Origin of the sequence: Agrobacterium sp. CMT1, assembly GCF_037203725.1 — a bacterium.
Classification (GTDB): domain Bacteria; phylum Pseudomonadota; class Alphaproteobacteria; order Rhizobiales; family Rhizobiaceae; genus Agrobacterium; species Agrobacterium pusense.
In genome coordinates this window covers 238048-261937 of the sequence record NZ_JBBCAR010000003.1, presented here as the reverse complement: position 1 = coordinate 261937, position 23890 = coordinate 238048, and the positions used below count along the sequence as shown (strand labels likewise).

Here is a 23890-nt window from a genome sequence, read left to right as displayed (position 1 = left end):
CGCAATCATGTTGTATCCCGGTTGACCGGGACATATCTGCAGGACAGTAAATGACCGGAGTCCGACCAGGCGCCGAAGGGCGCCCCACCGGATGGCGGTTTTATTCCGGCATCCAGCCCCACGGGCAGAGGAGACTATGACGACATGATAGACCGGATCACCGCCACGATTCAGGCAGCCTTCAGTGCCATCGGCAGGGCCGCCGGTCTTCTCGTCGCCTGGCTTTTATGGCCCTTCATGGCCGCCCATGGCTGGTACAGCGGCCGCAACTGGCTCATCAAGGGCCCGATCGCTCTGGTTCTCATCCTGCTTGCCGGCTTCTACGGATATTTCGTCTGGCAAACGCAGGTCTGGAGCAATTTCGATCCGGATTACATTTCCCGTTACAAGCTTGCTGAACGGACCGTGCCGCCCGGACAGGAACTGCCGGCCGCCTCCCCGACGTCGCCCGCTGGCGCAACCGGTGCAGCCGCCAACACATCCGCGCCGGTGTGCCAGCGCTCGGCCATCGTTGACGCTGCCGCCGATCTCACCGATTTCAACGTCAACCAGAATGCATGGATTTCCTCCATGCTGCTCTATCGCCTCGGTCTCTTCGGCATGGACTGGGATAGCACACCGTTTCTCGACAACAAGGCTTCATTCCAGCGCGGCGTGAACCAGGCCGTGCGCCGCACCTCGGTGGAGCTGGTGGATACGCTCGGGCGCGTGCGCGGGACATCGGGCATCAACAACAACCTCCAGGAAGCGCGTGGCAATATGCAGTTCAGCGAATATTCCTGGTATTTCGGTCTCGATCCTTTCGGCCCGAAGACGCCGACCCCCAGCTATTACCGCGCCGCGATCCGCAGCTTCCAGGCCTTCAATGGCGAGCTCGTCGCCTGCAAGGCCGTCTTCGACACCCGCGCCGACAACCTGATCCAGTTCATCGACCGCATTGCCGGCGATATCGGCTCGACATCGGCCATCCTGCGTGAGCGTTCGGAAAACTATAATGGCGGTTGGTTCGATACCCGCGCCGACGACCGTTTCTGGTTCGCCTATGGCCAGCTCTACGGTTATTATGGCGTACTTTCCGCAGCCGGATCCGACTTCGCGCAGGTCATCCGCGAACGCAACCTCACGAACCTGTGGAACGACACGCTCCTGCAGACCCGCGCAGCCTTGCGCATCCAGCCGGCGATCATCTCCAATGGTGAGGAGAGCGGCTGGATCATGCCGTCGCACCTGGCAACCATGGGATTTTACGTTTTGCGGGTTCGCTCCAATCTCGTCGAGCTTCGCTCGGTTCTCGACCGATAAGGCGCAGGTTTCCCCGAAGGGCGGGACCGATCAGACGATCAGGCCAAGGCGTATGGTCTTGGCCACCAGCTGGGTGCGGTTCACGCAGTCGAGCTTGCGGATGGCGTTGTTCATATAGGCGTTGACGGTATGTTCCGAGATGGAGAGAAGCTCGGCAATCTCCACCGAGGTCTTCCCCTGCGCCGTCCAGCGCACCACGTCGAGTTCCCGCTTCGTCAGCGGTGAAGGCCCTCTGGAGCCGGTGCGGCAAAGCCGGTCATAGACCTCCAGCGCATGTAGCGCGATCATGCCCAGCTCGTTCAGCGCGGCCTGTTGCAGGTTATCGCGATCGCCTGCGAAATTCATCAGATACCGATTGCCGTTCATGCCGTGTACCGGGACCATGAGACCCGAAGTAATGCCCATGCTGCGCACGGAGGATACGGCATCCTGAAGCGTTTCACACGCAATGTCCGGGTCCTGCAACGACCAATATTGCGGCATCATCGATGATGCGCCGCGCCTGATGACGGGAAAATCCCCGAGCGCACCGTCGCTGGTCATCGCATTCACGACCCAGATTGGCAGGCTGCTTTCAATGACCGTCGGCAAGCCATAGGCATTTTGGCCGCCGGGCAGGAGCAGCAGGGTCACATAGGCGTAACCGAAAGCGTGCATCACTTCCTGCAGCGCCTCCAGCCATTGGGACTTGTCGGCAGCAGCCGACAGATCATCGCATAGCCTCGCCTGACGCTCCGTCTTCACCATTCACGCCCCTTCTCCGCGCCGGGTCTTGACGCCAGGAGCGAAAAAATGCGTGGCCATGACGGGGTTGCGACCTTCATATCGTCTGGATTACCCTGCTAAAGCACCGGCTTTTCGGCCTTGTCCTTCGGCTTGGCCATCAGTTTCTCCAGGAAACCAAGCATGACCGCCGAGGCGACAAAAGCCAGATGGATGATCGTGAACCACATCAGCTTGCTGTCCGAGTACTGATTGGCATTGAGAAAGATTTGCAGCAGGTGAATGGACGAAATGGCCACGATTGACGACGCGACCTTGATTTTCAGGCTTCCGGCATCAAGCTTGCCCAGAAACGAAACCTCCGCATCGGCATCGTCGAAACGGCTGACAAAGTTCTCGTAACCGGAAATCATCACCATGACGATCAGGCTGGCGACGAGTGCCGCATCGATCAGGCCCAGCATGGCAAGGATCATGTCGGCTTCGTCGTAGGTAAAAACGTTCTTCGCAACTTTCAGAAACTTGAGCGCGAAAGAAAAAGCGTAGACAGCCAGCGCCGCGACCAGGCCGAGATAAAAAACGACCAGCAGCCAGCGGCTGGAGAGAATGATCCGCTCGACGAGCAGTTCAAGAGACTTCATTTCCGTATCCGATTATTTAACTGTTATTTTCGGGTATGCTTTCTTTCGCCAAGTAAACTGGCCGCGAAGATCGTAGCAAGCATCAATGTCGGCACTTTGACCGCATCGTGGCGTTTTCGCCCTGACCCATCTTTTTTGGCCGCGGCCCGCAAACGTAATATTTTTGCAACATAGCGCCCCGCTTTAAAACATGATGCAAAAAGTCATATATAATATGTTGACAGTTATCGTCATGTTTTTTAGTCCTCGCTTATCGGCTCGCCCGTAACCAATCAGAACATATCCAGCCGCGCCTGAGCGCGGCGCGTTTTTGCGCGCCGTAGCTCCTGTGCGCGCATATTCGGGGGTAATCAATGTCCATCTCACGCACGCATTCCGCGCTGCTTCTCTGCACCGCCATGTCTCTTCTGCCCCTGACCGGCCACGCACAGGCACAGGATGCCGCTTCCGGTACCAATGGCACCACCACGCTCGAAAAAATCGTCGTCAAGGGCAAGCGCGTCAAAAGCGCCAATGCCGTAGCCGACACCCCGCTGGCGAGCCAGACGACTGCGGAAGACATCCGCAAGAAGGACATCGGCAGCATCAAGGACCTCGGCAACAGCACGGAACCGGGTGTCGATTACGTCGACGCCAAACCCGGCCGGCCCGGCGGCCTGTTCATTCGCGGCCTCGGTGGCGCACGCGTCGTCACCTTGATCGACAATATTCCCGTTCCCTTCTTCGAAAACTTCGCCCGGCAGGGTCAGGCCACCACCACATTGAGCAATACGAATTCGAGCTTTGATTTCTCATCGCTTTCGACCGTTGATGTGGTGCGTGGCGCCGATTCCAGCCGCATCGGCTCCGGTGCTCTCGGCGGCGCGCTGGTGCTGCGCACGCTCGAGCCGGAGGACCTGATCGGTGAAGGCAGGGACTGGGGCGGTGTCGCCAAGACCACCTATGACAGCGAGGACAGAAGCGTGGGCGGATCGCTCGCCGTCGCCAGGAAGATCGAGAACACCTCGGTCCTTTTCCAGGGTTCCTACAAACGCGGCAATGAAACGGACAACAAGGGTACGGCAGACATCTACGGCACGCGTCGCACCAAGCCCAACCCCGCCGACACCTATGAAAGCAACCTGATGTTCAAGATCCGCCAGGATCTGGAAGGTGGCCACCGCATAGGACTTACTGCCGAACGGTATTCGCTGAGAGACCGCAGCGACATGAAAACCCTTCAGGGTGTCAGCGTATCGGGCTCGACCTATCGCATCGGTGATTACCGCGGTTACGAGGACACTGAGCGCGACCGCGTCTCGCTTGATTATGAATACGAGGCGCCCTCGACTGACGGCATGATCGATGCCGCCAATCTGTCGCTCTACTGGACGCGCCTCTCCAAGGAATCCGGCGCCGGCGACCGGCTGACCAATAATTCCCTCTATATTCGCGAAGACAGCATGCGCAACAGCGCCTTCGGTATCGTCGGCGGCCTGGAATCCGGGTTCGAGCTTAGCGGCGTGCAGCACACCGTCCGTTTCGGCGGCAACGCCATGACCACAGATTTCAGCCAGGAGCTTTTCGCCAATACGGCCGGTTCGACCTCATCGTCGCAATCGGACATGCCTGACGTGAGCGGCAAGAGCCTCGGCCTCTATCTCGATGACGAAATCGCCTTCGGCAACGGCTTCCGACTGACCCCCGGCCTGCGCTTCGATTCCTACGATTACGATCCCGATGGCTCCGTTTCCAGCAACAGCGGCTACCGAACATTCGGCCTGCCGAGCGGCAATAGCGGCTCGCGCTTCTCGCCGAAGCTTCTTGCCACCTATGATGTCACGCCCGAACTACAGCTTTTCGCACAATGGTCGATGGCCTATCGTGCCCCCACGATCAACGAACTGTATCTGAACTTCTCCAACGTTAGCTCCGGTTACGCTGTTGTCGGCAACTCCGCCCTCAATCCCGAGACCAGCAACGGTTTCGAGATCGGTGCGAACTACGCCTCCGGCGACCTGACGGGAAGCCTGACGCTGTTCCACAACAAGTACAAGAACTTCATCGAACAATATACGACCTCGACAACGCTCTTCCCCGGCTTCGGCGGCAGGGGCAACGGATCGCTGTTTACCTATCGCAACCGCAACAACGTCGAAATCTCCGGTGTGGAGGCCAAGGTCCGCAAGGATCTGGCAAACGGCTTCTTCGCCCACGCCTCGCTCGCCTACGCCTATGGCAAGGACACCGACACCAACGAGTTCATCCGCACGGTGGCACCGTTCAAGTCCGTCCTCGGCGTCGGCTATGCGCAGGATGTCTGGGGCACGGAACTGACGGGCGTTTTTTCCGCCGGCATGCGTGACGACAGGGTGGCCAACACTTTCGACGCCCCCGGTTACGGCGTCTTCAACCTGACCGGTTGGTGGGAACCCGAGCAGACCAAGGGCCTGCGCATCCAGGCCGGCATCTACAACCTGTTCGACAGGAAATACTGGAATGCCGTCGGCGTCCGCGACGTGAACCCGAATTCGGTCAGCACGGTCAATCAGCCGGTCGACTTCTACACGGAAGCAGGCCGCACCTTCAAAATCTCCCTGACCCAGAAGTTCTAAATCCGGGGCGGAAGCATCAACTCCAGTCGGGCGGCCTTTCGGGTCGCCCCTTTTTGTCAGCGGCAATAGAGATAGCCGCCTTTTCGCTCCAGCACGTCGAGATGCAGGTGATCCTGATGGGTAGCATCGCTGCCGGGCGAAAGGACCGTGCGGAAAAACAGGCAGGCGGCAGCGGTAATCGTGCGCTGAAAAGCACCCTCCGGCGTCCCGTCCTCACCGCGCGGCTTCATCACCAGCGGCTCGCCCTTATCGAAGGAAATGGTGGAAATATCCACGGCATTGCCCTTGGCATGTTCGGAAATCTTGCCGTTTTCCGCGCTGTTGCGGTTGCGGCAAATGTAGGTCGAAGCGTTGGCGATCGCCGTCACCTTTCTGTCCGGGAAAGCGAGAGCCGTCGCCGGCACCATCATCTCCTTGGTCCAGCGTGAAAGCGCAAGCGCGGTTTCACAGCGCATGGTTCCAGATGGCTCAAGCTTGATGCCAGGCAGAACCACGGAAAGCTCGACAGGCGCGTCGATGCCGCACCCCTGTTCCGTATCGCGGATCGGCTCAAGAGGTTTGAACTCGGCGCCAATCTCCTTCAACGAGGCAAGACATGCCTGGAGTGCGGCCGGGTCCTCCGGCTTCACCGGCTCCGGTGGCTTCTCGTCAGGTTTCGCCGTTTCGACAGTCGGTTTCTTCTGCTCCACGCCATCCTTGTCCTCGCCTTCCTTCTTGGCGTCATCGGAACCCTTGTCTGCGGGTGTCTTTTCACCATCGGATTGCTGGTTTCCGGAAGCATCGGGTTTCGCGACCGGCTTCTCCTCGGGCTGCGGCTTGGGAACAGGTTTGGGTGGTTCCGCCGGCCTTTGCGGCGTCTCGTCGGATGGCTTTTCCGAGGGGGTGGAGGACTGCCCCTCACCCGGTTTCGGCTGCGGCACCGACACCTGCGCCGGCGGTTCTGAGGCAGAAATCAGTGCGAGGGTGGTTACCAGAAGACACAGGCGATGAAGCATTTTACGGGGCACTCCTGACCGTTTCGGCAGGGGTGCAACGCCGCGGCGGCCCGTAAGGTTCATTCCCTTGCCGAAATCCGCTTGCCAAGGCGGATCGTGCACGCTAACAATTTTCGCATGAACATCGTGTCTAAGAACATTGCTAACTGGTGGTGGAGCAGCTTTACGCGGCCTTGACCAGTCATGTCTTCAGACAAAGTCCAAGCCGCCCGAATTTTCAGGCGGCTTTTTTGTTATCTTGCCGCCTGTCATCGGGCCTGAACAACGGGAAGTGCGAAAGAAATGGTAACGATCATTCAGGATGACGGAGCGGAAACCTACGAGACGAAAGGCGGCATCAAGGTCAGCCGAAAGCGCCGGCCTGCCGATTATGCGAACGCCATCGACAATTATGTCGAAAAGCTCGATTCCCATCGCGGCGCGGTTTTCTCGTCCAACTATGAATATCCCGGCCGCTACACGCGCTGGGACACGGCCATCATCGACCCGCCGCTCGGAATTTCCTGTTTTGGCCGCAAGGTGTGGATTGAGGCCTATAATGGCCGCGGCGAAGTACTGCTTTCCTTCATCACCGAAAAGCTGAAGGCGACGCCCGATCTCACGCTCGGCGCTTCCACCACGCGTCGTCTTGATCTTACCGTCAACGAACCGGACCGCGTCTTCACCGAAGAAGAACGCTCAAAAATCCCGACCGTCTTCACTGCGCTGCGCGCCATAGTCGACCTCTTCTATTCGAACGCGGATTCGGCAATCGGCCTGTTCGGCGCCTTTGGTTACGACCTCGCTTTCCAGTTCGACGCCATCAAACTGTCGCTGGCGCGCCCGGAAGACCAGCGCGACATGGTGTTGTTCCTACCCGATGAAATCCTGGTCGTTGATCACTATTCCGCCAAGGCCTGGATCGACCGTTACGACTTCGAAAAGGGCGGCGTGACGACGGACGGCAAGTCCTCCGACATAGCACCCGATCCCTTCAAGACAACCGATACGATCCCGCCCAAGGGCGATCACCGTCCCGGCGAATATTCCGAACTTGTCGTGAAGGCCAAGGAAAGCTTCCGCCGCGGCGATCTGTTCGAGGTCGTCCCCGGCCAGAAATTCATGGAACGCTGCGAAAGCAACCCGTCGGCGATTTCGCGCCGCCTGAAGGCGATCAACCCGTCCCCCTACTCCTTCTTCATCAACCTCGGCCATCAGGAATATCTGGTCGGCGCCTCGCCGGAAATGTTCGTGCGCGTCTCCGGCCGCCGCATCGAGACCTGCCCGATCTCAGGCACCATCAAGCGCGGCGATGATCCGATTGCCGACAGCGAACAGATCCTGAAACTGCTCAACTCGAAGAAGGATGAGTCCGAACTGACCATGTGTTCGGATGTGGACCGCAACGACAAGAGCCGCGTCTGCGAACCCGGTTCGGTCAAGGTCATTGGCCGCCGCCAGATCGAGATGTATTCGCGCCTCATCCACACGGTGGACCACATTGAAGGCCGCCTTCGGGACGATATGGACGCCTTTGATGGCTTCCTCAGCCACGCCTGGGCCGTGACCGTCACCGGCGCACCGAAGCTCTGGGCCATGCGCTTCATCGAAGGCCATGAAAAGAGCCCGCGCGCCTGGTATGGTGGTGCGATCGGCATGGTCGGTTTCAATGGCGACATGAATACAGGCCTCACTCTGCGTACCATCCGGATCAAGGACGGTATTGCCGAGGTGCGTGCGGGTGCGACCCTGCTCAACGATTCCAATCCGCAGGAAGAAGAAGCCGAAACCGAACTCAAGGCGTCCGCCATGATATCAGCCATTCGCGACGCGAAAGCCACCAACGCCGCTTCCACCAAGCGCGATGCGGCCAAGGTCGGTACTGGCGTGAAGATCCTGCTTGTCGATCACGAAGACAGCTTTGTCCACACGCTGGCGAATTATTTCCGCCAGACCGGTGCGACCGTCTCCACCGTCAGATCGCCGGTCGCAGCCGACGTATTCGATCGCTTCCAGCCCGATCTCGTCGTGCTTTCCCCCGGACCGGGCAGCCCGACGGACTTCGACTGCAAGGCGACGATCAAGGCGGCCCGCGCCCGCGAATTGCCGGTCTTCGGCGTCTGCCTCGGCCTTCAGGCTCTGGCGGAAGCCTATGGCGGCGAGCTTCGCCAGCTTGCGGTGCCGATGCATGGCAAACCCTCGCGCATCCGCGTGCTGGAACCGGGCCTCGTCTTCTCCGGTCTCGGCAAGGAAGTGACCGTTGGCCGTTACCACTCGATCTTTGCCGACCCCTCCACCCTGCCGCGTGATTTCATCATCACGGCCGAAAGCGAGGACGGCACGATTATGGGCATCGAACATGCCAAGGAACCCGTGGCTGCCGTTCAGTTCCACCCGGAATCGATCATGACGCTTGGCCAAGACGCCGGCATGCGCATGATCGAGAACGTGGTGGTGCATCTCACCCGCAAGGCGAAGACGAAAGCCGCGTGATGGCTGCCGCCGATACCACCAACATCGAGCCGATACGGGCGGAGCACGTTGAGAGCTTTCACCGTGCGCTCGATGCGGTATCGCGCGAGCGGAAATATCTGAGCTTCCTGGAGGCGCCGCCGCTCGATGCGGTGCGCGCCTTCGTTCTCGACATGATCGAGAACAACCATCCGCAATTCGTTGCAGTTTCGGATGGCGAAGTGGCGGGCTGGTGCGACATTCGCCGCCAGGACAGAGTAACCCGCGCCCATTGCGGCACACTCGGCATTGGTATCCTACCAGCCTACCGTGACAAGGGACTTGGCGCGCAGCTGATGCGGCGAGCGCTCGATTCCGCCCGTCAATGCGGGCTGCATCGTGTCGAGCTGAGCGTGCATGCGGACAACGCCAGAGCCATAGCGCTGTACGAAAAAATCGGCTTTGTGCATGAGGGCCGGGCCCGCGATGCCGTTCTGATCGACGGGCGCTATATCGACAGCCTGAACATGGCGATCATCCTCGGCAACTAACCCCTCGGCAGCGCAGCGGAAATACAAAGCGCGAATTTCTTCAGCAGCTGCAGGTCGAAATGTCCCTCCCGACGCAGCATCCAGGTCAGCGCGTCATTCGCCGTCCATGGCTTCTTGTAGGGTCTGACCGAAGTCACGGCGTCGTAAACGTCGCAGATGGCCGCGATACGCGCGTAAAGGCTGATCTCGCTGCCGGCACGCCCGCTGGGATAACCGCCGCCGTCAATTCGCTCATGATGATTGAAGCAGACATCAAGCACCATCTCAGGCATCTGCTCGTTTCGCGACAATATTTCCCGCCCGAATGCCGGGTGGAGATTGATGATTTTGCGTTCGTCGGTGCTCAACCCATCCGCCTTGTTGAGAATGGACGAGGGGATTTCCACCTTGCCAATATCATGCAGCAGGCCACTGACGCCGAGCAGATCGACCGTTCCGCGGTCGAGCCCGAGATAATTACCGAAGAGGATCATCAGCCCGCTGACGGAAACCGAGTGCACAAAAGTCGTTTCATCTTTCGATTTCAGGCGGGTGACCCCGATGAAGATCGCCGGGTTCGACTGTACGGCATCGGAAATCTTGCCCGCCGCCGCCGCCATGCCCTTCAGCGACACAAGGCCGCCGGCTTCTGCGGAAGCAAAGGTCTCGGAAATAGTGCCTGCGGCTGATCGGACCGCATGGGTTACGGCGGCAATGGTTTCCGGGCAATTGTCCGGCGCCAGCGAAACCGCAGCCGAACGCCTGCCGCCTTCGGTATCGTATCCCCTGGCCGTGTTGATGATGATGCTTTCAGCGCCGCTTGATTTCAATTGCCGCATCAATTCCTCCTGCCGCAAAAGAAAGCGGTGCCGCTTTAAAAATCCCTGATTCGAAAGCGTTCCTTCGACCGCTTCGATAAACATGCCAAGTGTCAGTTGCTGGGTGGAAATTCGTTTGAGCATCAGACGCTTTTATTTTCCTTCCCGGGAATATAACCTAAAACCGCAATTCGTAAAAATGCCGGCGTACAACCGGATGAACTATAAAGGTGAAGTCAAGCCTTCCCAATCCCGCCTAAACTTGAACCTTGAAGATTAGATACCACAAATATGAAAATTTTTTACTCTCGATATATTTAAAACTCAAAGAATCAATTCGAATAGATCCAGAAACAACCCTCGAATGTAAATAATGAAGATTCTCGCATACGACGTAAATCAGGAGCCGAAGAAAGCCGCATGAATTCCAGACTTGAAAAGCGCATCGACCAGGGTACGGGCCGTGAACCGGCAGACATGGTTCTCAAGAACGGCCGCTTCTTCGATCTCGTCACCGGAGAACTCGTTGCCTCGGATATCGCCATTTGTGGCGATACGATCGTGGGAACCGGTGAAAGCTATGAGGGTTACCGGGAAATCGATATTTCCGGCAAAATCGTCGTCCCCGGTTTCATCGATACGCATCTCCATATCGAATCGTCGCTGGTGACACCGCATGAGTTCGATCGCTGCGTTTTGCCGTATGGCGTCACCACCGCCATTTGCGATCCTCATGAAATTGCCAATGTGCTCGGGGTGGAGGGGCTTCAGTTCTTCCTCGACAGCGCCATGGAAACCATCATGGACATCCGCGTGCAGCTTTCCTCCTGCGTGCCCGCCACTCACCTGGAAACCGCTGGCGCCGACCTGCCGATTGAAAAGCTGCTGCCGTTCCGGAACCACCCGAAGGTCATCGGCCTTGCTGAATTCATGAATTTCCCCGGTGTCATCCACAAGGACCCGGTGTGCATGGCGAAGCTGGAGGCTTTTCAGGGTCAGCATATCGACGGGCACGCACCGCTTCTTTCCGGAACAGCGCTGAACGGTTATCTCGCTGCCGGCATCCGCACCGAGCATGAATGCACGAGTGCAACGGAAGCGCTGGAGAAAATCCGCAAGGGCATGCACATTCTGGTGCGCGAAGGCTCGGTCTCGAAAGACCTGCATGCCCTGATGCCCATCATAACCGAGCGGCTGTCGCCCTATCTGGCGCTCTGCACCGATGACCGCAACCCGCTCGACATCGCCGAACAGGGCCATCTCGACTACATGATCCGCACCGCGATCGCCAGCGGCGTGGAACCGCTCGCCATCTATCGCGCCGCCTCTATTTCCGCCGCCAAAGCCTTTGGCCTGCGCGATCGCGGCCTGGTCGCGCCGGGCTGGCGCGCCGATCTCGTGGTGATCGACAGCCTGGAAAGCTGCAAAGCCAGCATGGTTCTTTCCGGCGGCCGGATCGTCAACGATGCGCTCTTTGCCACGCGCAAACCGGTCGCACCGGTCGGTCTCGACAGCGTCAAGGCAAGACCCGTGCTCGCCTCGCATTTTGGCGTGCCGGTCACGGAAGGCGAAAGCCCTGTCATGGGCGTGCTTCCCGGCAAGATCATTACCGAGCACCGTCGCTACAGACTGCCGACGGACGGCAACCAGACCACCGTCGATCTCGAAAACGATATCATCAAGGTCGCCGTCATCGAACGCCACGGCATGAACGGCAACCATGCCAATGGTTTCGTTCAAGGTTTCGGCCTGAAAAAGGGCGCCATCGCCTCCACCGTCGGTCATGACAGCCATAATATCTGCGTTGTCGGGGTGAGCGAAGACGACATGGCGCTGGCCGCTAACCGGCTGGGCGAAATCAAGGGCGGTTTTGTCGTGGTGGAAGACGGCAGGGTGACAGGCGAAATCGCTTTGCCCGTCGCCGGGCTGATGAGCCTTGAACCCTACGAGACCGTTCGCGATACGCTGCACACCCTGAGAAAAGCAGCCTATGCGCTGGGCACCACGCTGGAAGAACCCTTCCTCCAGGTCGCCTTCCTGCCCCTGCCCGTCATCCCCCATCTCAAGATTTCCGACATGGGCATGGTGGATGTGGACCGGTTTGCGCTGATCTGATGGTGGCTTGGCGACTAGCGGCAGCGAAGAACGCTTCGCCTCCGTTTTTGAGGCCGCTGGCGCGGCCTCATGCCTTCGTCTCCGCAGGCCAGGTGACATAATAATATTTGCCCGCGACCCTGCCGAAATAGGCATTTTTTCCCGTCGCCTTTTCGACATAACTCCCGTTTCCGTCCTTGGAAAGCGCACCGTCTTCGCTGCGCTTCAGTTGAGTATTGAGAAAGTCGACCCAGTTGGTCTTGGCGGTATCGGTAGCTGTGGTCGGCGTTGCTTTTTTCTGGTTGGGATCCCACGCATTGATCGTTTTACCCTGAGTGGGATTGGTAACCTGCAGGGCCCCGCGCTCGAGAGCGCCTACCATTGCCCGGGCGCGCAGATATTGCGCCGGATCGTCGCCAGCCAACGAGAGCTTCGCTTTCAGATTCCGCATGAAAGCGGGCGACGCGATATAGTCGGACGAAGAGGTTTTTGCCGCTGGCGTCGATGAGGATGTGCGGGCCGCCGATTTCCCGGCAGGAAATACATCCCGGATGGACGGAAGGGCAGCCTTGGCTTTGCCGCCTGAGGATCTAGTATTACCGCTGTTGGGCTGATTGAAATTCTTGATTGAAACGGACATGACAATTCCTGCTTCACTAACGAGTGGTGATGGAAATATGCAGGACACGATGTTTGACGCCAAAAGCTTGCCCAAGACTTGCAGTACAGCCGAAATAAATGCGAAACCATTATTTATGCGGAGGAAAAACGACAATATAAACATTCTAAATTATGAATATACTTAAATAGCTTCGTTACGACGTTAAGACAAAGCCATGACGTAACATGCGGCGGTGGCAACCCGCCCCGCAGCCAGAGACTCTTCGCGGATCAGCACAGGCAGCTTATCGCCTCGGGATCAGCGACCTGCGAAAATAAACGACGCGCTCCGTTTCCTCAAATCCCAGGGCCGCATGCATGCGATGGGAGCTGAGATTGGCGATATCGGCATCGGAGGCAAGTTCGCTGACGCCTTGGTCGATGGCCCATCGGGTCACCTGCTCCACCAGAAGGGCGGCGACGCCCTGCCTGCGAAACGCCTCCTCCACGTAAATTCCCTCAAGAAACGCCACGGGTGACGTATCGCAGCCGTTGACGTAATCCCGCCGCAGGCTGACCTCGGCAAAACCAATGGCCGATCCGTCAAGATCGTGAACGATAAATCCAGCCCCGGTTTCGCAAACGTCCTGCAGCTCAGCCCGATGGTCTTCAGGCGCCGTATCGGGCCAGAGACGGTGTCGCAGAAGGCACCAGTCGTCCGGATAGTCGCCAGCATTTCGGACGTCGAAAGTCCCGCTCATTCAACGCTCCCGCAAAACACGTCCAGCCCCTCAAGCTTGACGATGCCGCCATCAAACAGCGGCTCGAAACCCGGCATCGGCAGGATTGTCGTCACGTTCATGCCCCTGGGGATGGGAAACTCCACCGGCTTGCGCGTCAGGTTGAAAACGAAAAGCAGCGTATGCTCGCCCCTGTGACGCGTGAAGGCTAGCACGTCGAGATTGGTTTTCAGGAACGTCATGTCCCCGTCACGCAGCGCGCCATGGCTTTTCCGAAACGACAGAACCGCCCGGTAATGGTTCAGGATCGAGTCCGGCCTGCGCTCCTGCGCATCCGCGGCGTGCATGGCATGCGCATAGGGCACCGGCAGCCACGGTTTGTCAGCGGTTGAAAAGCCGGAATTCTGCTTGCCTGTTTCCCACACCATCGGCGTGCGGCATCCATCGCGCCCCTTGAAGGCTGGCCAAAAGCGGATGCCATAGGGGTCACGCAAATCAGCGAAAGCCAGCTCAGCCTCCGTCAAGCCAAGTTCCTCGCCCTGATAGAGGCAAATGGACCCGCGCAGGCTGGCGAGAACGCAGATGGCAAGCTTTGCAACCCGCGTCTGTTCTTCGGCGCCTTCCGAAAACCGGCTGAGATGGCGCACCACGTCATGGTTGGAAAAGGCCCAGCAGACCCACCCGTCCGTCACCACCTTGCCGAAAGTCTCGACCGACCCGCGGATGTGTTTGGCGGTGAAATCCGGCCCCAGAAGGTCGAAGGTGTAGCACATGTTGAGCTTGTCGTTGCCGGATGTGTAGGCAGCAACGGTCTTCAACGACCGCGCGCCGTCACCCACTTCACCCACGGTGGCGCGGCCCTCATACTCATCGAGCAATGCGCGAAAGCGCTTCAGGAATCCGATATTTTCCGGCCGGGTCTTGTCATAAAGATGGTCCTGCATGCCGTAGGGGTTGACGTCCGAAGCGTCGAGCCCGAAGCTTTCCTCGTCGAACAGCGGCGGGTTGTCACGCAGGAGCTTGTCGTGGAAATAGTGATTGACGGTATCGAGCCGGAAACCGTCCACGCCGCGATCCAGCCAGAAGCGTACCGTTTCCAGCAGCGCATCCTGAACCTCGGGATTGTGGAAGTTCAGGTCCGGTTGCGACGTCAGGAAGCTGTGCATGTAATATTGCTTGCGCACGCCATCCCACTCCCAGGCCGGCCCGCCAAAAACTGAAAGCCAGTTCGTCGGTGCCGTGCCGTCCGGTTTGGGATTGGCCCACACATACCAGTCAGCCTTGCTGTTCGTCCGGCTCGCCCGGCTGTCCACGAACCATGGATGCTGGTCCGACGTGTGCGAGATGACCTGGTCGATGATGACCTTCAAGCCGAGACGATGCGCCTCGGCCATCAGCGCATCGAAATCAGTGAGCGTGCCGAACAGCGGATCGACATTGCAATAATCCGAGACGTCATAGCCCATATCCGCCATGGGCGAGGTGAAGAAGGGCGAAAGCCAGATTGCGTCGACACCGAGCGAGGCGATGTATGGCAAGCGCTTGGTCACGCCGGCGAGATCACCATAGCCGTCGCCTGTCGTGTCCTGAAACGAACGCGGATAGACCTGATAGATCACCGCTCCCTTCCACCAGTCCGATTGCGCTTGGGGTTTGTGGACCGGGGCATGGGATAACGTCATCGGCAATCTCCTGATCGTGTCTGACGGAGAGAATATAAAGCCGCCGCCTCCGCGTAAACCTTAACTTCGCACCTGCACAAACGGCCAAAACCACCTTGTCAGCAGCGCGCACTCGTCGTAAGCCGCATGGCTGGAAAAAACGGGAGGATGACGGCGTGGGCGGACGATTTCTGTCGATTGGCGAATGTATGGTGGAACTGTCGCAGGCCGGCAACGGGCTGCTGCGTAAGGGTTTTGCCGGCGACACCTTCAATACCGCCTGGTATGCGCGCGCCTGCCTGCCGGAGGAGTGGTCCGTCGATTATTTCACCGCACTCGGCGACGATCCGCTTTCGGAAGACATGCTGGCATTCATTGCGGAAGCCGGCATCGGCACGGAAAAAATCCGCCGCATCAAGGGCGGCACGCCCGGTCTTTACCTGATCAACCTGAAAGACGGCGAACGTACCTTCAGCTACTGGCGCAATGCCGCGGCGGCAAGACAGCTCGCTGCGGACGCGGACCACCTGCGCAAAACGGTCGAAAACGCCGACGTCGTCTATTTCTCCGGCATTACGCTCGCCATCCTCGCCTCCGCCCATGATGTCGATACATTCCTTGCGGAACTGCGCCGCGCCAGGGCGGCCGGTAAGCTCGTGGTCTTCGATCCCAACATCCGCCCGCGCCTCTGGGCGGACAAGGACATCATGCTGGAGACGATCTCCAATGGCGCCCGCGCCGCGACGCTTGTCATGCCGAGCTTCGACGACGAGGCGAGCCATTTCGGCGATACCTCCGTGGAAGTGACCATTGCCCGTTACCGTTCGCTCGGTGTTGAAAACATCGTTGTGAAGGACGGCGCCAAAGGCGCAACACTCCATTTCGGCGGCAGCCGCAGCCACGCCCCGGCGATGAAGGCCGTTGAGGTGGTTGACACGACGAGCGCCGGCGACAGTTTCAACGGCGCCTTCCTCGCCCGTTATGTGACCGGAAGCTCTCCGGAAGAAGCGGCCACTTTCGCCGCAAGGGCGGCGGCAACCGTGATTGGCCACCACGGCGCGCTGATCAGCCCCGAATTGCTCCCTCTCGTCGGATAGCCGCCACGCCCGGCCAGCAAACAAGGTTTTGCAGCCGTCACAGACCCTGACATGATCCTGTAACACGCGCGCCGCATATACGGGCGGAAGCCGGGCAATGGGGATTCGCCCGTGCGCAGATGAGCAGGATCGGTGTTCATGACGAGAATCACGATTGTCACAGATGCCTGGCACCCGCAGGTCAACGGCGTGGTTCGCTCGATCGAAAACACCAATACCGAACTCGCGCGGCTCGGCGTCGATGTGCGCATGGTGACGCCGCAGAGTTTTTACAGCATCCCCTGCCCCACCTATCCGGAAATCCGCCTTTCGGTCGCCAGCTATCGCCGCGTGGCGGCGGAGATCGAAAAAAGCCAGCCCTCCTTCGTGCATATTGCCACAGAAGGGCCGCTGGGTTTCATGGCGCGGCGCTGGTGCGTCAAGAACCGCATGCGTTTTTCAACCAGCTATCACACCCGCTTCCCCGAATATGTGGCGGCGCGCTTTCCCGTGCCGGAAAGCTGGCTTTATGCCTTCGTGCGCTGGTTCCACAATGGCGGCAACACCTGCATGGTGGCGACGCCAAGCCTTGAGACAGAACTGGAGGCGCGCGGCGTGCGCAACCTCAAACGCTGGAGCCGCGGCATCGACGCCGAGCTTTTCCATCCCCGCCCGAAGGCAAAGCTGCCCTTCGACCTGCCAAGACCGATTTTCATGACCGTGGGACGTGTAGCGGTGGAGAAGAACCTGCCGGAATTCCTCGATCTCGACCTGCCGGGATCTAAGGTCGTCATCGGCGACGGCCCAGCCCGCCATGAATTGCAGGAAAAATACCCTGACGTCCTTTTCACCGGCGTCAAGACCGGCGAGGATCTTGCCGACGCCTATGCGCAGGCCGATGTCTTCGTTTTCCCGTCCAAGACAGACACCTTCGGCAACACCATTCTGGAAGCTCTGGCAAGCGGCGTGCCCGTGGCCGCCTTCCCCGTTACCGGACCAATCGACATCCTTGGCGGCAACCCGGCGGCCGGAGCGCTGGACGACAATCTTCGCGATGCCTGTCTTGCCGCGCTTCATTGTTCGCCCCAGGCGGCGCTGACGCTCTCCAGGAGCTACAGCTGGGAAAAGGCATCCAGGCAATTCCTCGACAATGTCATTCATGCCGCTGGCAAATCGCTGCCGCTGCTCTCCCGCTCCCAACTTGCATGAGTCGATCCCCGAGATTTTCTTCAGGGATAGTGGACGAAACCGATCGGGAATGTCACAAGGCGACCAGGACGCGACTGCCGTTATCTTTAGAACGGGGTCGGGCTGCTGATTGACGTCAGGCGGCTGCCGCGAGATTACGCTGGCCGTCCTTTAGTCCGATAAACCGGTGCCTACCAGGCACCGACCAGAGATTCGCCCGTCAGTGGCACGGTCCGCGCCTTACCGTCCCGATCCGTTACCGACAGCGACGCGGCCATCTGCTTGGGCGACTTGCGGAACCAGTTGGCGGCGACGCTTGCCATATCGCCTATCATCGCGTGTTTGTGCCATTCGGCAAAGCGCTTGGCTGTTGCTTCCGGCTCCGAACGATAGAAGAAATCGCCGGATTGGCCGAGATCGTTGATGGATGCCGCCATGGCGGAGAGTGGCCGCTGGAACATTTTTGCCGGCACCGACAGCCCCCGGGCGCTATCGGCAAAAGCCGGCGCCATGAAATCGATCGCCCAGCCATCGGCATCGATCCAGCAGTGGAAATTCTCGCCCGCACCTGTCACGTAACCATCGTCGCGATGATCCGCGAACAGGAGCACCTTTCCGCCAAGATTATAGGCCGCAAGCCCGCCCTTCGGCACCGCTTTCACCTTGTAGTGCTGCTGCAGGATGAAGGCGCCGAAAGTGCTGAAATACATCGAGGCCGAAGCGGGATCGGCATTCTGGGCGAGGAGCAGGCTGTTGATGACGCGGTAGATCCGCTGATAGTCGGTCTGCTTGATCAGCATGATTTTTACTCTTCAAAACAAGGCGTTGGATGAGCGTCCGCCGCTTGTTTCTTCTCCCCGGCAGGGAGAAGTCCGCGGCAGCGGGATGAGGGGCTAGGCCAGCGATATACGGAGAGCTTGCCCCCTCATCTGACCCTTCGGGCCATCTTCTCCCCGGCAGGGAGAAGAAAATTGCCGCGACGTCTCACGCCAAAATCAACGTCTCTTCTTCGCCTTGCTCTCGAACGGATTGTCCGAGCCGCGATAATGTACGCGGATCGGCACGCCCGGCATGTCGAAATCCTTGCGCAGGCCATTGACGAGATAACGCGTATAGCTCTCCGGAATGGCTTCCGGCCGCGTGCAGGAAATCATGAAGGCGGGCGGGCGGGCCTTGACCTGCGTCATATATTTCAGCTTCAGGCGGCGGCCGGAGACGGCCGGCGGCGGGTGCTGCGTGGTCTGCGCGTCGAGCCAGCGGTTAAGCCTTGCGGTGGAGATGCGGCGGTTCCAGACCTTGTCGGTATCGATGATATTCTGCATCAGCCGGTCGAGGCCATACCCCGTCTGTCCGGAAATCGGCACGGCGCGAATACCGCGCGCCTGCGGCAGCAGACGCTCGGTCTTTTCACGCAGATCAGCCAGATAGGCCTGCGGGTCTTCGACGAGATCCCATTTGTTGAAGGCGAGCACGGCGGCGCGGCCTTCGCGGATGACGAGATCGACCAGCTGCAAATCCTGCTTTTCGAACGGAATGGTGCTGTCGAACACGATGACCACGGTTTCGGCGAAGCGGATGGAGCGCAGCGAATCCGCAACAGAGAGCTTTTCCAGCTTCTCCGTCACCTTGGCCTTGCGGCGCATGCCGGCCGTATCGAACATCTTGATGGTGCGGCCGCGCCAGTCCCATTCGACGGAAATACTGTCGCGGGTGATACCGGCTTCGGGGCCGGTCAAAAGGCGATCTTCGCCGAGGAAACGGTTGATCAGCGTCGACTTGCCCGCATTCGGCCGGCCGATGATCGCGACGCGCAGCGGCTTGGTCTCGTCATAGACGGGCTCTTCGTCTTCCTCGTCCTCGCTGCCGGGCTCGCTGCGTGGCAGAACGATATCCGTTTCCGCCTCGTCCACCTCAGGCGGGAAGGCGACGTCTTCGCCGATCGCCTCGACAATGGCGTCGCGCAGGTCGATCATTCCCTGGCCGTGTTCGGCCGAGATCGGGCAAGGATCGCCAAGACCGAGCGTGAAGGCATCGTAGAAACCGGCGTCGGAACCGCGCGCTTCGGATTTATTGGCCACCAGCACCACCGGCTTGCCGCGACGTCGCAGCATTTCCGCCAGCGTCTCGTCGGCCGGCGTCAGGCCTGCCTTTGCATCCACGACGAAGAGTGTCACGTCGGCATCGTCGATCGCCGCTTCCGTCTGGGCCCACATGCGGCCCTGAAGCGTTTCCGGCCCGGATTGCTCCAGACCGGCGGTATCGATGATGGTGAAACGCAGGTCGACGAGCTTTGCCTCGCCAGGCCGGCGGTCGCGGGTCACGCCGGGCGTATCATCCACCAGCGCCAGCTTCTTTCCGACGAGACGGTTGAAAAGCGTGGACTTGCCGACATTGGGGCGCCCGACTATGGCGACGGTGAAGCTCATTGATCCTGGTTCCTTAAAGCACGTCTGCCCAAAACGTTACCTGTTTTGGGCAAAGGACATGCGTAAAATAATGCGTTGGATCGCTTTGGCAATGCGAAGATTGTCGGCGCGATCTCGGGCGGGGCAGCGGCGTTAGGCAGCCTTGCCCGAAGCGGTGATGTTATCGAGCATGATCTGCGCGCGATTGGTGACGTTGCGCGGCGCCTGCGTGTCGCCGACGATCTGCTCGAACCATTGCTTGGCCTTGGCGAAATCGCCAGCCTTATAGGCGGCAAGACCGAGCGCCTCGCGGGCGGAAGCGCGCATGGTCTGGCCGTCAGTGCTGAGCGGTTCGGCAAGCGCAGCCACCTGATCATAGGTGCCATTATCGACCAGCAGCCAGGCGGCGCGAACCTTGGCGGCATCACGGAAGACCTGCGGCGCGGAATTATCGTTGCCGATCGCGGTGAAGGCGGCGATCGCACCGGCCGCATCGCCCTTCTGTGACAGCAGCGTTGCCGAACGGAACTTCGCAAGAACGGGATAGTTGCCGTGACCGGAGGTTTCGAGATCGGCGAAGGCCTTCAGCGCCTCATCCGTCTTGTTTTCGGAAGCGAGCGTCAGGGCCGCCAGGAACTGGTCGCCGGAATTGGAGGCACGGCTGGTGTTCCAGTATTCGTAGATGCCGGCACCGGCGGCACCGAGAACAACGAGGACGGCGGCACCCACGACCACGATACCGTAACGGCTCCAGAAACGCGACAGCTGCTCGGAGCGGATCTGCTCGTTCACTTCGCGGATAAAGGTATCATTCTCGTTTGCCATCAAATTCTCCGTTACCCGCGCGGAGATCGTGTCCCGATCCATCCGTCCGCGGACATACCAAGCCGCTTACCCGGATCGGCAAAAGTAAGGCCAACCGGGTCATGGTCGGCCTTCTAGCCTATTTTGCCTGATATGTAAGGGGGAAACGTCGATTTCCTACATGGCGATGGGCTGAACGCCGATCAACCATTCGTGCAGTTTCAGGATGAAAGCCCCCCACAGAACAATGCCGCCGACGACCGCCACCAGATCGTAGCGGCTTGAAACGAAGTCCCGGACCACTTTTTCACCTGCCCGTTCCCGACGCTTCAGCGAAATCCGCATCACCACGCCCCAGGCAAGGAACGACACGAAAAGCAGGATCGAAGACGTTTCTCCATTGGCGAGAAGATGCGCGAGCGCCCAGATTTTGACGGCCAGAATGAGCGGATGTTTGGTCTTCGTTGCGATATGGCCAGCCGGGATGAGGCTGGCCACGAGACAGATCATCGCCAGCAACATCAGGGTAATGGCGATGTGGCTCATCCAGACCGGCGGATACCAGAGCATGCCCGTCTCCTGCCGCGCTTCGCCGAAAGCGTAAATGACAAGGCCGAGCGTGATGAGGCTGACGACGGAATAAACGCCCTTGAATGGCCCTTCACCCATCGTCGCGATCATGCGCGCGCGAAACTGCGGTGCGATCACCTTCAGGAGATGGGTAAGCAAAAACAAGGCAAGACAGAGTGCGAGAAAAAGCATGAACACGGCCCCCGGAGCGGAACGAAGCGGCTCAATCACCGCAGTCAAGAACAGGAATTAGGCTGAAAGTCATGAAAACGCCAGACTATTCAAAGCTTCGCCTTATTCCACCCGCAAAAGGCCACGGTGTTCATATGACGGAAGACTGATGTTTCGCCCCTTTGCCGCCTTTTCCCTGTCGCTTCTCGCCGCCCTTCCCGCTTTTGCACAAGAGGTGCAGAAGCCGAAGCAGCTTGTCATCGTTTCCTTCGACGGTGCGGGCGACAATACCCTGTGGGAAAGAAGCCGGACGACGGCGAAAGAAGTCGGGGCGCATTTCACCTATTTTCTCGCCTGTACGCTGGTGATGGATCGCAAGACCAGCGCCAAGACCTATCAGGGACCGGGCCAGAAGGCCGGCCGCTCCAATGTCGGCTTCGGCCAGTCGCCGGATGAGGTGGAGGCAAGGCTTAGAAACATCTGGGCCGCCTATCGCGAAGGCCACGAGATCGCCAACCACACCTGCGGCCATTTCGACGGCGGGCAATGGACCGCCGAACAGTGGGACGGCGAATTCACCACATTCACCAGCACGCTGGAAAACGCCTGGCAGATGATCGGCAAGAAGGGCGAGGAGCCCGAAGGCTGGCGCGACATGGTCAAAAAGATCAATGGTTTCCGTGCACCCTATCTGTCGCAGGGGCCGGCGCTGACCGCCGCGCAGAAAAAGCACGGCTTCGTTTACGACGCCACCAGCATCACCAAGGGACCGGAATGGCCGGTGGAGCGGGAAGGTATCCAGCATTTCGGCCTGCCGCTGATACCCGAAGGCCCGGGCAACCGCCCGATCATTGCCATGGATTACAACCTCTTCATCCGCCACTCCGTCGGCGTCGAAACGCCCGATCGCTCGAGCGAGTTCGAAGAGCGCGCCTACACTGCCTTCCGCAACGCTTTCGACAGGCAGTACAATGGCGAACGCATTCCCCTGCAGATGGGCTTTCACTTCGTGAAAATGAATGGCGGCGCCTACTGGAACGCCTATGAAAGGCTGCTGCGCGAGGTCTGCCACAAGACCGATGTCGCCTGTGTTAGCTATGCTGAAGCCATGCCGATGATCGAGGCGCGCAAGAAGGCGAAGACCGAGGGCTGAAACCTCTTCATAAAAAAAGGCGACCGATTGGCCGCCTTTTTGTTTGTCACGGACGGTTGGCCGCCAGTTCACCTTCCTCTGCCTCGCGGCGCAGGTAACGCTCGTCGATATCCGGAAGCGGCTTGTCGTCGATCGCAGCTTCGAAGGCGACGAGGCGTTTGTGGATGGACAGCAGCTCAATGATCGTCGACCAGTAGTTCACCAGATACTGAAAGGAGTTGCTGACCTCGCCGAAGGCCGTCGCAATCTGCTGCCAGATACCCATGGTGATGCGTCCGGCAACGAATGTCGGGATCAGGATGAAGTTCAGGAAGATGGCGTCAAGCTGGCCGTAGGAGTAACGCGCCACGTTGAAATAGAGATAGTGCCAGTACATACGGAAATAGTTCTTACGCACATTGGCGAACAGTTCCCGCACCGTGACGGGATCGGCGCGGTCGGCATGGTCCTCGCCATAGACTAGTTCCTTACGGTAGGCCGCTTCCACGCGCTGGTTGCGGAAGTTAAGCCCGGGCAGCTTGATACCAGCAAGCGCAAGCAGCGCGGTACCGAAAATCGACCAGACGATCGCCAGCCAGAAAAGCGCATGTGGAATGGCGCCGATGACAGGCAGGTCGCCCACATGTTCGGACATGCGGAACAGAAGCGGAAGGAAGACCACCAGCGTCATCACCGAATTGATAAGCGTCACACCCAGCCCTTCGAGAATATTGGCAAACCGCATCGTATCCTCCTGGATACGCTGGGATGCACCCTCGATGTGCCGAAGCTTGTCCCATTTTGACATGTAGTAGTTGTTCATGGCGGTGCGCCAGCGGAATACATAGTGGTTGGTGAAGAAGGCGGTCACGACGTTCATCACCACGCCGACGGCGCCGATCTCAAGGAACTTGAGCTGATAATCGTAGAACTGCGCGGCGGTCACGTCGCCCTGCTTTGCAAGCGCGTTCTGTAGAAGATCGAAGAACGGACCGCGCCAGTTGTTCAGCGCCACCGAAACCTGCACCGCAAAATAGGCGATGAAGATGATGAATGCCGAGCCCCAGATGGACCATGCGGTCCATGGGTGATCCTTGGCGATGATCTGCCATGTAACACCGAATATGGCGACGAAGATCGTGAAATAGAGATAGAACCAAAGATTGTCAGGCGAGAAGAAATAAGCAAGTCCGATCGGCGCGGTCTGTCCGGGCGCCAGTGGCGGCAGACCGATGGCCGCACCGATCTGCGGGCCGACACTGTACCAGACAACGATACACACGATTGTCCACAGCGCGGCCGACGTGAAGAACAATTTCGGTTTGGGAAAGAAGGAATGAAACACGTTTCGAACTCACGCGCGTTTGAAATCAGCCATTATTGGCGAAGCACTAGATTGCCCGAACCTAGGGCAGA

The 23890-nt window shown here is 59.2% G+C and carries 20 protein-coding genes; 8 read left to right on the top strand and 12 right to left on the bottom strand.

Going from position 1 to position 23890, the window contains the following annotated elements; genetic code table 11:
- Positions 1 to 144 precede the first annotated feature (144 nt).
- The gene (locus WA845_RS06265; RefSeq protein WP_004443043.1) at positions 145 to 1302 is read left to right on the top strand and encodes a DUF2333 family protein; all 1158 of its coding nucleotides are present in this window, start codon (positions 145 to 147) and stop codon (positions 1300 to 1302) included.
- A gap of 30 nt (positions 1303 to 1332) precedes the next feature.
- Here WA845_RS06265 and WA845_RS06260 read toward each other — a convergent pair whose 3' ends face one another.
- Both WA845_RS06260 and WA845_RS06255 read right to left on the bottom strand, forming a co-directional pair.
- The gene (locus tag WA845_RS06260; RefSeq protein WP_337322233.1) at positions 1333 to 2049 is read right to left on the bottom strand and encodes a helix-turn-helix transcriptional regulator; all 717 of its coding nucleotides are present in this window, start codon (positions 2047 to 2049) and stop codon (positions 1333 to 1335) included.
- A gap of 95 nt (positions 2050 to 2144) precedes the next feature.
- Complete coding sequence (locus tag WA845_RS06255) at positions 2145 to 2666, bottom strand: TIGR00645 family protein (protein ID WP_004443046.1); 522 nt, start codon at positions 2664 to 2666, stop codon at positions 2145 to 2147.
- A 353-nt stretch (positions 2667 to 3019) separates the two neighbouring features.
- Between WA845_RS06255 and WA845_RS06250 the strand changes: the two genes are divergently transcribed.
- Positions 3020 to 5260, top strand: coding sequence for a TonB-dependent hemoglobin/transferrin/lactoferrin family receptor (locus tag WA845_RS06250; protein ID WP_337322232.1), 2241 nt, complete (start codon positions 3020 to 3022; stop codon positions 5258 to 5260).
- A gap of 56 nt (positions 5261 to 5316) precedes the next feature.
- On the opposite strand, the gene WA845_RS06245 is transcribed toward WA845_RS06250, so the two are convergent.
- On the bottom strand, positions 5317 to 6255 hold the full coding sequence (locus WA845_RS06245; RefSeq protein ID WP_112554122.1) for an extensin family protein: 939 nt from the start codon (positions 6253 to 6255) through the stop codon (positions 5317 to 5319).
- 282 nt (positions 6256 to 6537) lie between these two features.
- On the opposite strand from WA845_RS06245, the gene WA845_RS06240 reads away from it, so the two are divergent.
- Both WA845_RS06240 and WA845_RS06235 read left to right on the top strand, forming a co-directional pair.
- Entirely contained in the window at positions 6538 to 8727 is a 2190-nt protein-coding gene (locus WA845_RS06240) for an anthranilate synthase (protein ID WP_112554124.1), read from the top strand.
- Positions 8727 to 9236: a GNAT family N-acetyltransferase gene (locus WA845_RS06235; RefSeq protein ID WP_112554126.1), complete on the top strand. Its 510-nt coding sequence runs from the start codon at positions 8727 to 8729 to the stop codon at positions 9234 to 9236. The genes WA845_RS06240 and WA845_RS06235 overlap by 1 nt, the downstream gene beginning before the upstream one ends.
- Here the strand turns inward: WA845_RS06235 and WA845_RS06230 are convergent.
- Positions 9233 to 10177, bottom strand: a complete 945-nt coding sequence (locus WA845_RS06230; protein WP_035211098.1) for an HD-GYP domain-containing protein — start codon at positions 10175 to 10177, stop codon at positions 9233 to 9235. The genes WA845_RS06235 and WA845_RS06230 overlap by 4 nt on opposite strands.
- Positions 10178 to 10453: 276 nt before the next feature.
- Between WA845_RS06230 and ade the strand changes: the two genes are divergently transcribed.
- A complete protein-coding gene (gene ade / locus WA845_RS06225; protein WP_112554128.1) occupies positions 10454 to 12148 on the top strand; it encodes an adenine deaminase in 1695 nt (564 codons plus the stop codon).
- A gap of 67 nt (positions 12149 to 12215) precedes the next feature.
- Here ade and WA845_RS06220 read toward each other — a convergent pair whose 3' ends face one another.
- From WA845_RS06220 to bglA, 3 genes are all read right to left on the bottom strand, one after another.
- On the bottom strand, positions 12216 to 12902 hold the full coding sequence (locus tag WA845_RS06220) for a hypothetical protein (RefSeq protein WP_337322231.1): 687 nt from the start codon (positions 12900 to 12902) through the stop codon (positions 12216 to 12218).
- 130 nt (positions 12903 to 13032) lie between these two features.
- Positions 13033 to 13488, bottom strand: coding sequence for an aminoglycoside 6'-N-acetyltransferase (aac(6'), locus tag WA845_RS06215; protein ID WP_037089732.1), 456 nt, complete (start codon positions 13486 to 13488; stop codon positions 13033 to 13035).
- Complete coding sequence (gene bglA, locus WA845_RS06210) at positions 13485 to 15149, bottom strand: beta-galactosidase BglA (protein ID WP_112554132.1); 1665 nt, start codon at positions 15147 to 15149, stop codon at positions 13485 to 13487. Before bglA ends, aac(6') begins: the two co-directional genes overlap by 4 nt.
- Positions 15150 to 15304: 155 nt before the next feature.
- Between bglA and WA845_RS06205 the strand changes: the two genes are divergently transcribed.
- Both WA845_RS06205 and WA845_RS06200 read left to right on the top strand, forming a co-directional pair.
- Positions 15305 to 16225 (top strand): PfkB family carbohydrate kinase, encoded by a 921-nt coding sequence (locus WA845_RS06205; protein ID WP_162719152.1) that lies wholly within the window; start codon positions 15305 to 15307, stop codon positions 16223 to 16225.
- A 138-nt stretch (positions 16226 to 16363) separates the two neighbouring features.
- A complete protein-coding gene (locus tag WA845_RS06200) occupies positions 16364 to 17413 on the top strand; it encodes a bifunctional monoglucosyl/glucuronosyl diacylglycerol synthase (protein ID WP_112554137.1) in 1050 nt (349 codons plus the stop codon).
- 170 nt (positions 17414 to 17583) lie between these two features.
- On the opposite strand, the gene WA845_RS06195 is transcribed toward WA845_RS06200, so the two are convergent.
- From WA845_RS06195 to WA845_RS06180, 4 genes are all read right to left on the bottom strand, one after another.
- Positions 17584 to 18192 (bottom strand): DUF2026 family protein, encoded by a 609-nt coding sequence (locus WA845_RS06195; protein WP_112554139.1) that lies wholly within the window; start codon positions 18190 to 18192, stop codon positions 17584 to 17586.
- Between the two features lie 195 nt (positions 18193 to 18387).
- Positions 18388 to 19818 carry a ribosome biogenesis GTPase Der gene (gene der, locus WA845_RS06190; protein ID WP_004443070.1) on the bottom strand — a complete coding sequence of 477 codons (1431 nt, stop codon included), beginning with the start codon at positions 19816 to 19818 and terminating at the stop codon, positions 18388 to 18390.
- 132 nt (positions 19819 to 19950) lie between these two features.
- Positions 19951 to 20622 (bottom strand): tetratricopeptide repeat protein, encoded by a 672-nt coding sequence (locus WA845_RS06185; protein WP_112554141.1) that lies wholly within the window; start codon positions 20620 to 20622, stop codon positions 19951 to 19953.
- A 156-nt stretch (positions 20623 to 20778) separates the two neighbouring features.
- Positions 20779 to 21363 carry an NnrU family protein gene (locus WA845_RS06180; protein WP_006699417.1) on the bottom strand — a complete coding sequence of 195 codons (585 nt, stop codon included), beginning with the start codon at positions 21361 to 21363 and terminating at the stop codon, positions 20779 to 20781.
- A gap of 148 nt (positions 21364 to 21511) precedes the next feature.
- Here WA845_RS06180 and WA845_RS06175 point away from each other — a divergent pair, with 148 nt between their 5' ends.
- Positions 21512 to 22495 carry a polysaccharide deacetylase family protein gene (locus WA845_RS06175; RefSeq protein ID WP_112554143.1) on the top strand — a complete coding sequence of 328 codons (984 nt, stop codon included), beginning with the start codon at positions 21512 to 21514 and terminating at the stop codon, positions 22493 to 22495.
- 46 nt (positions 22496 to 22541) lie between these two features.
- On the opposite strand, the gene sbmA is transcribed toward WA845_RS06175, so the two are convergent.
- Positions 22542 to 23819 (bottom strand): peptide antibiotic transporter SbmA, encoded by a 1278-nt coding sequence (gene sbmA / locus WA845_RS06170; protein WP_034498745.1) that lies wholly within the window; start codon positions 23817 to 23819, stop codon positions 22542 to 22544.
- Positions 23820 to 23890: the final 71 nt, after the last annotated feature.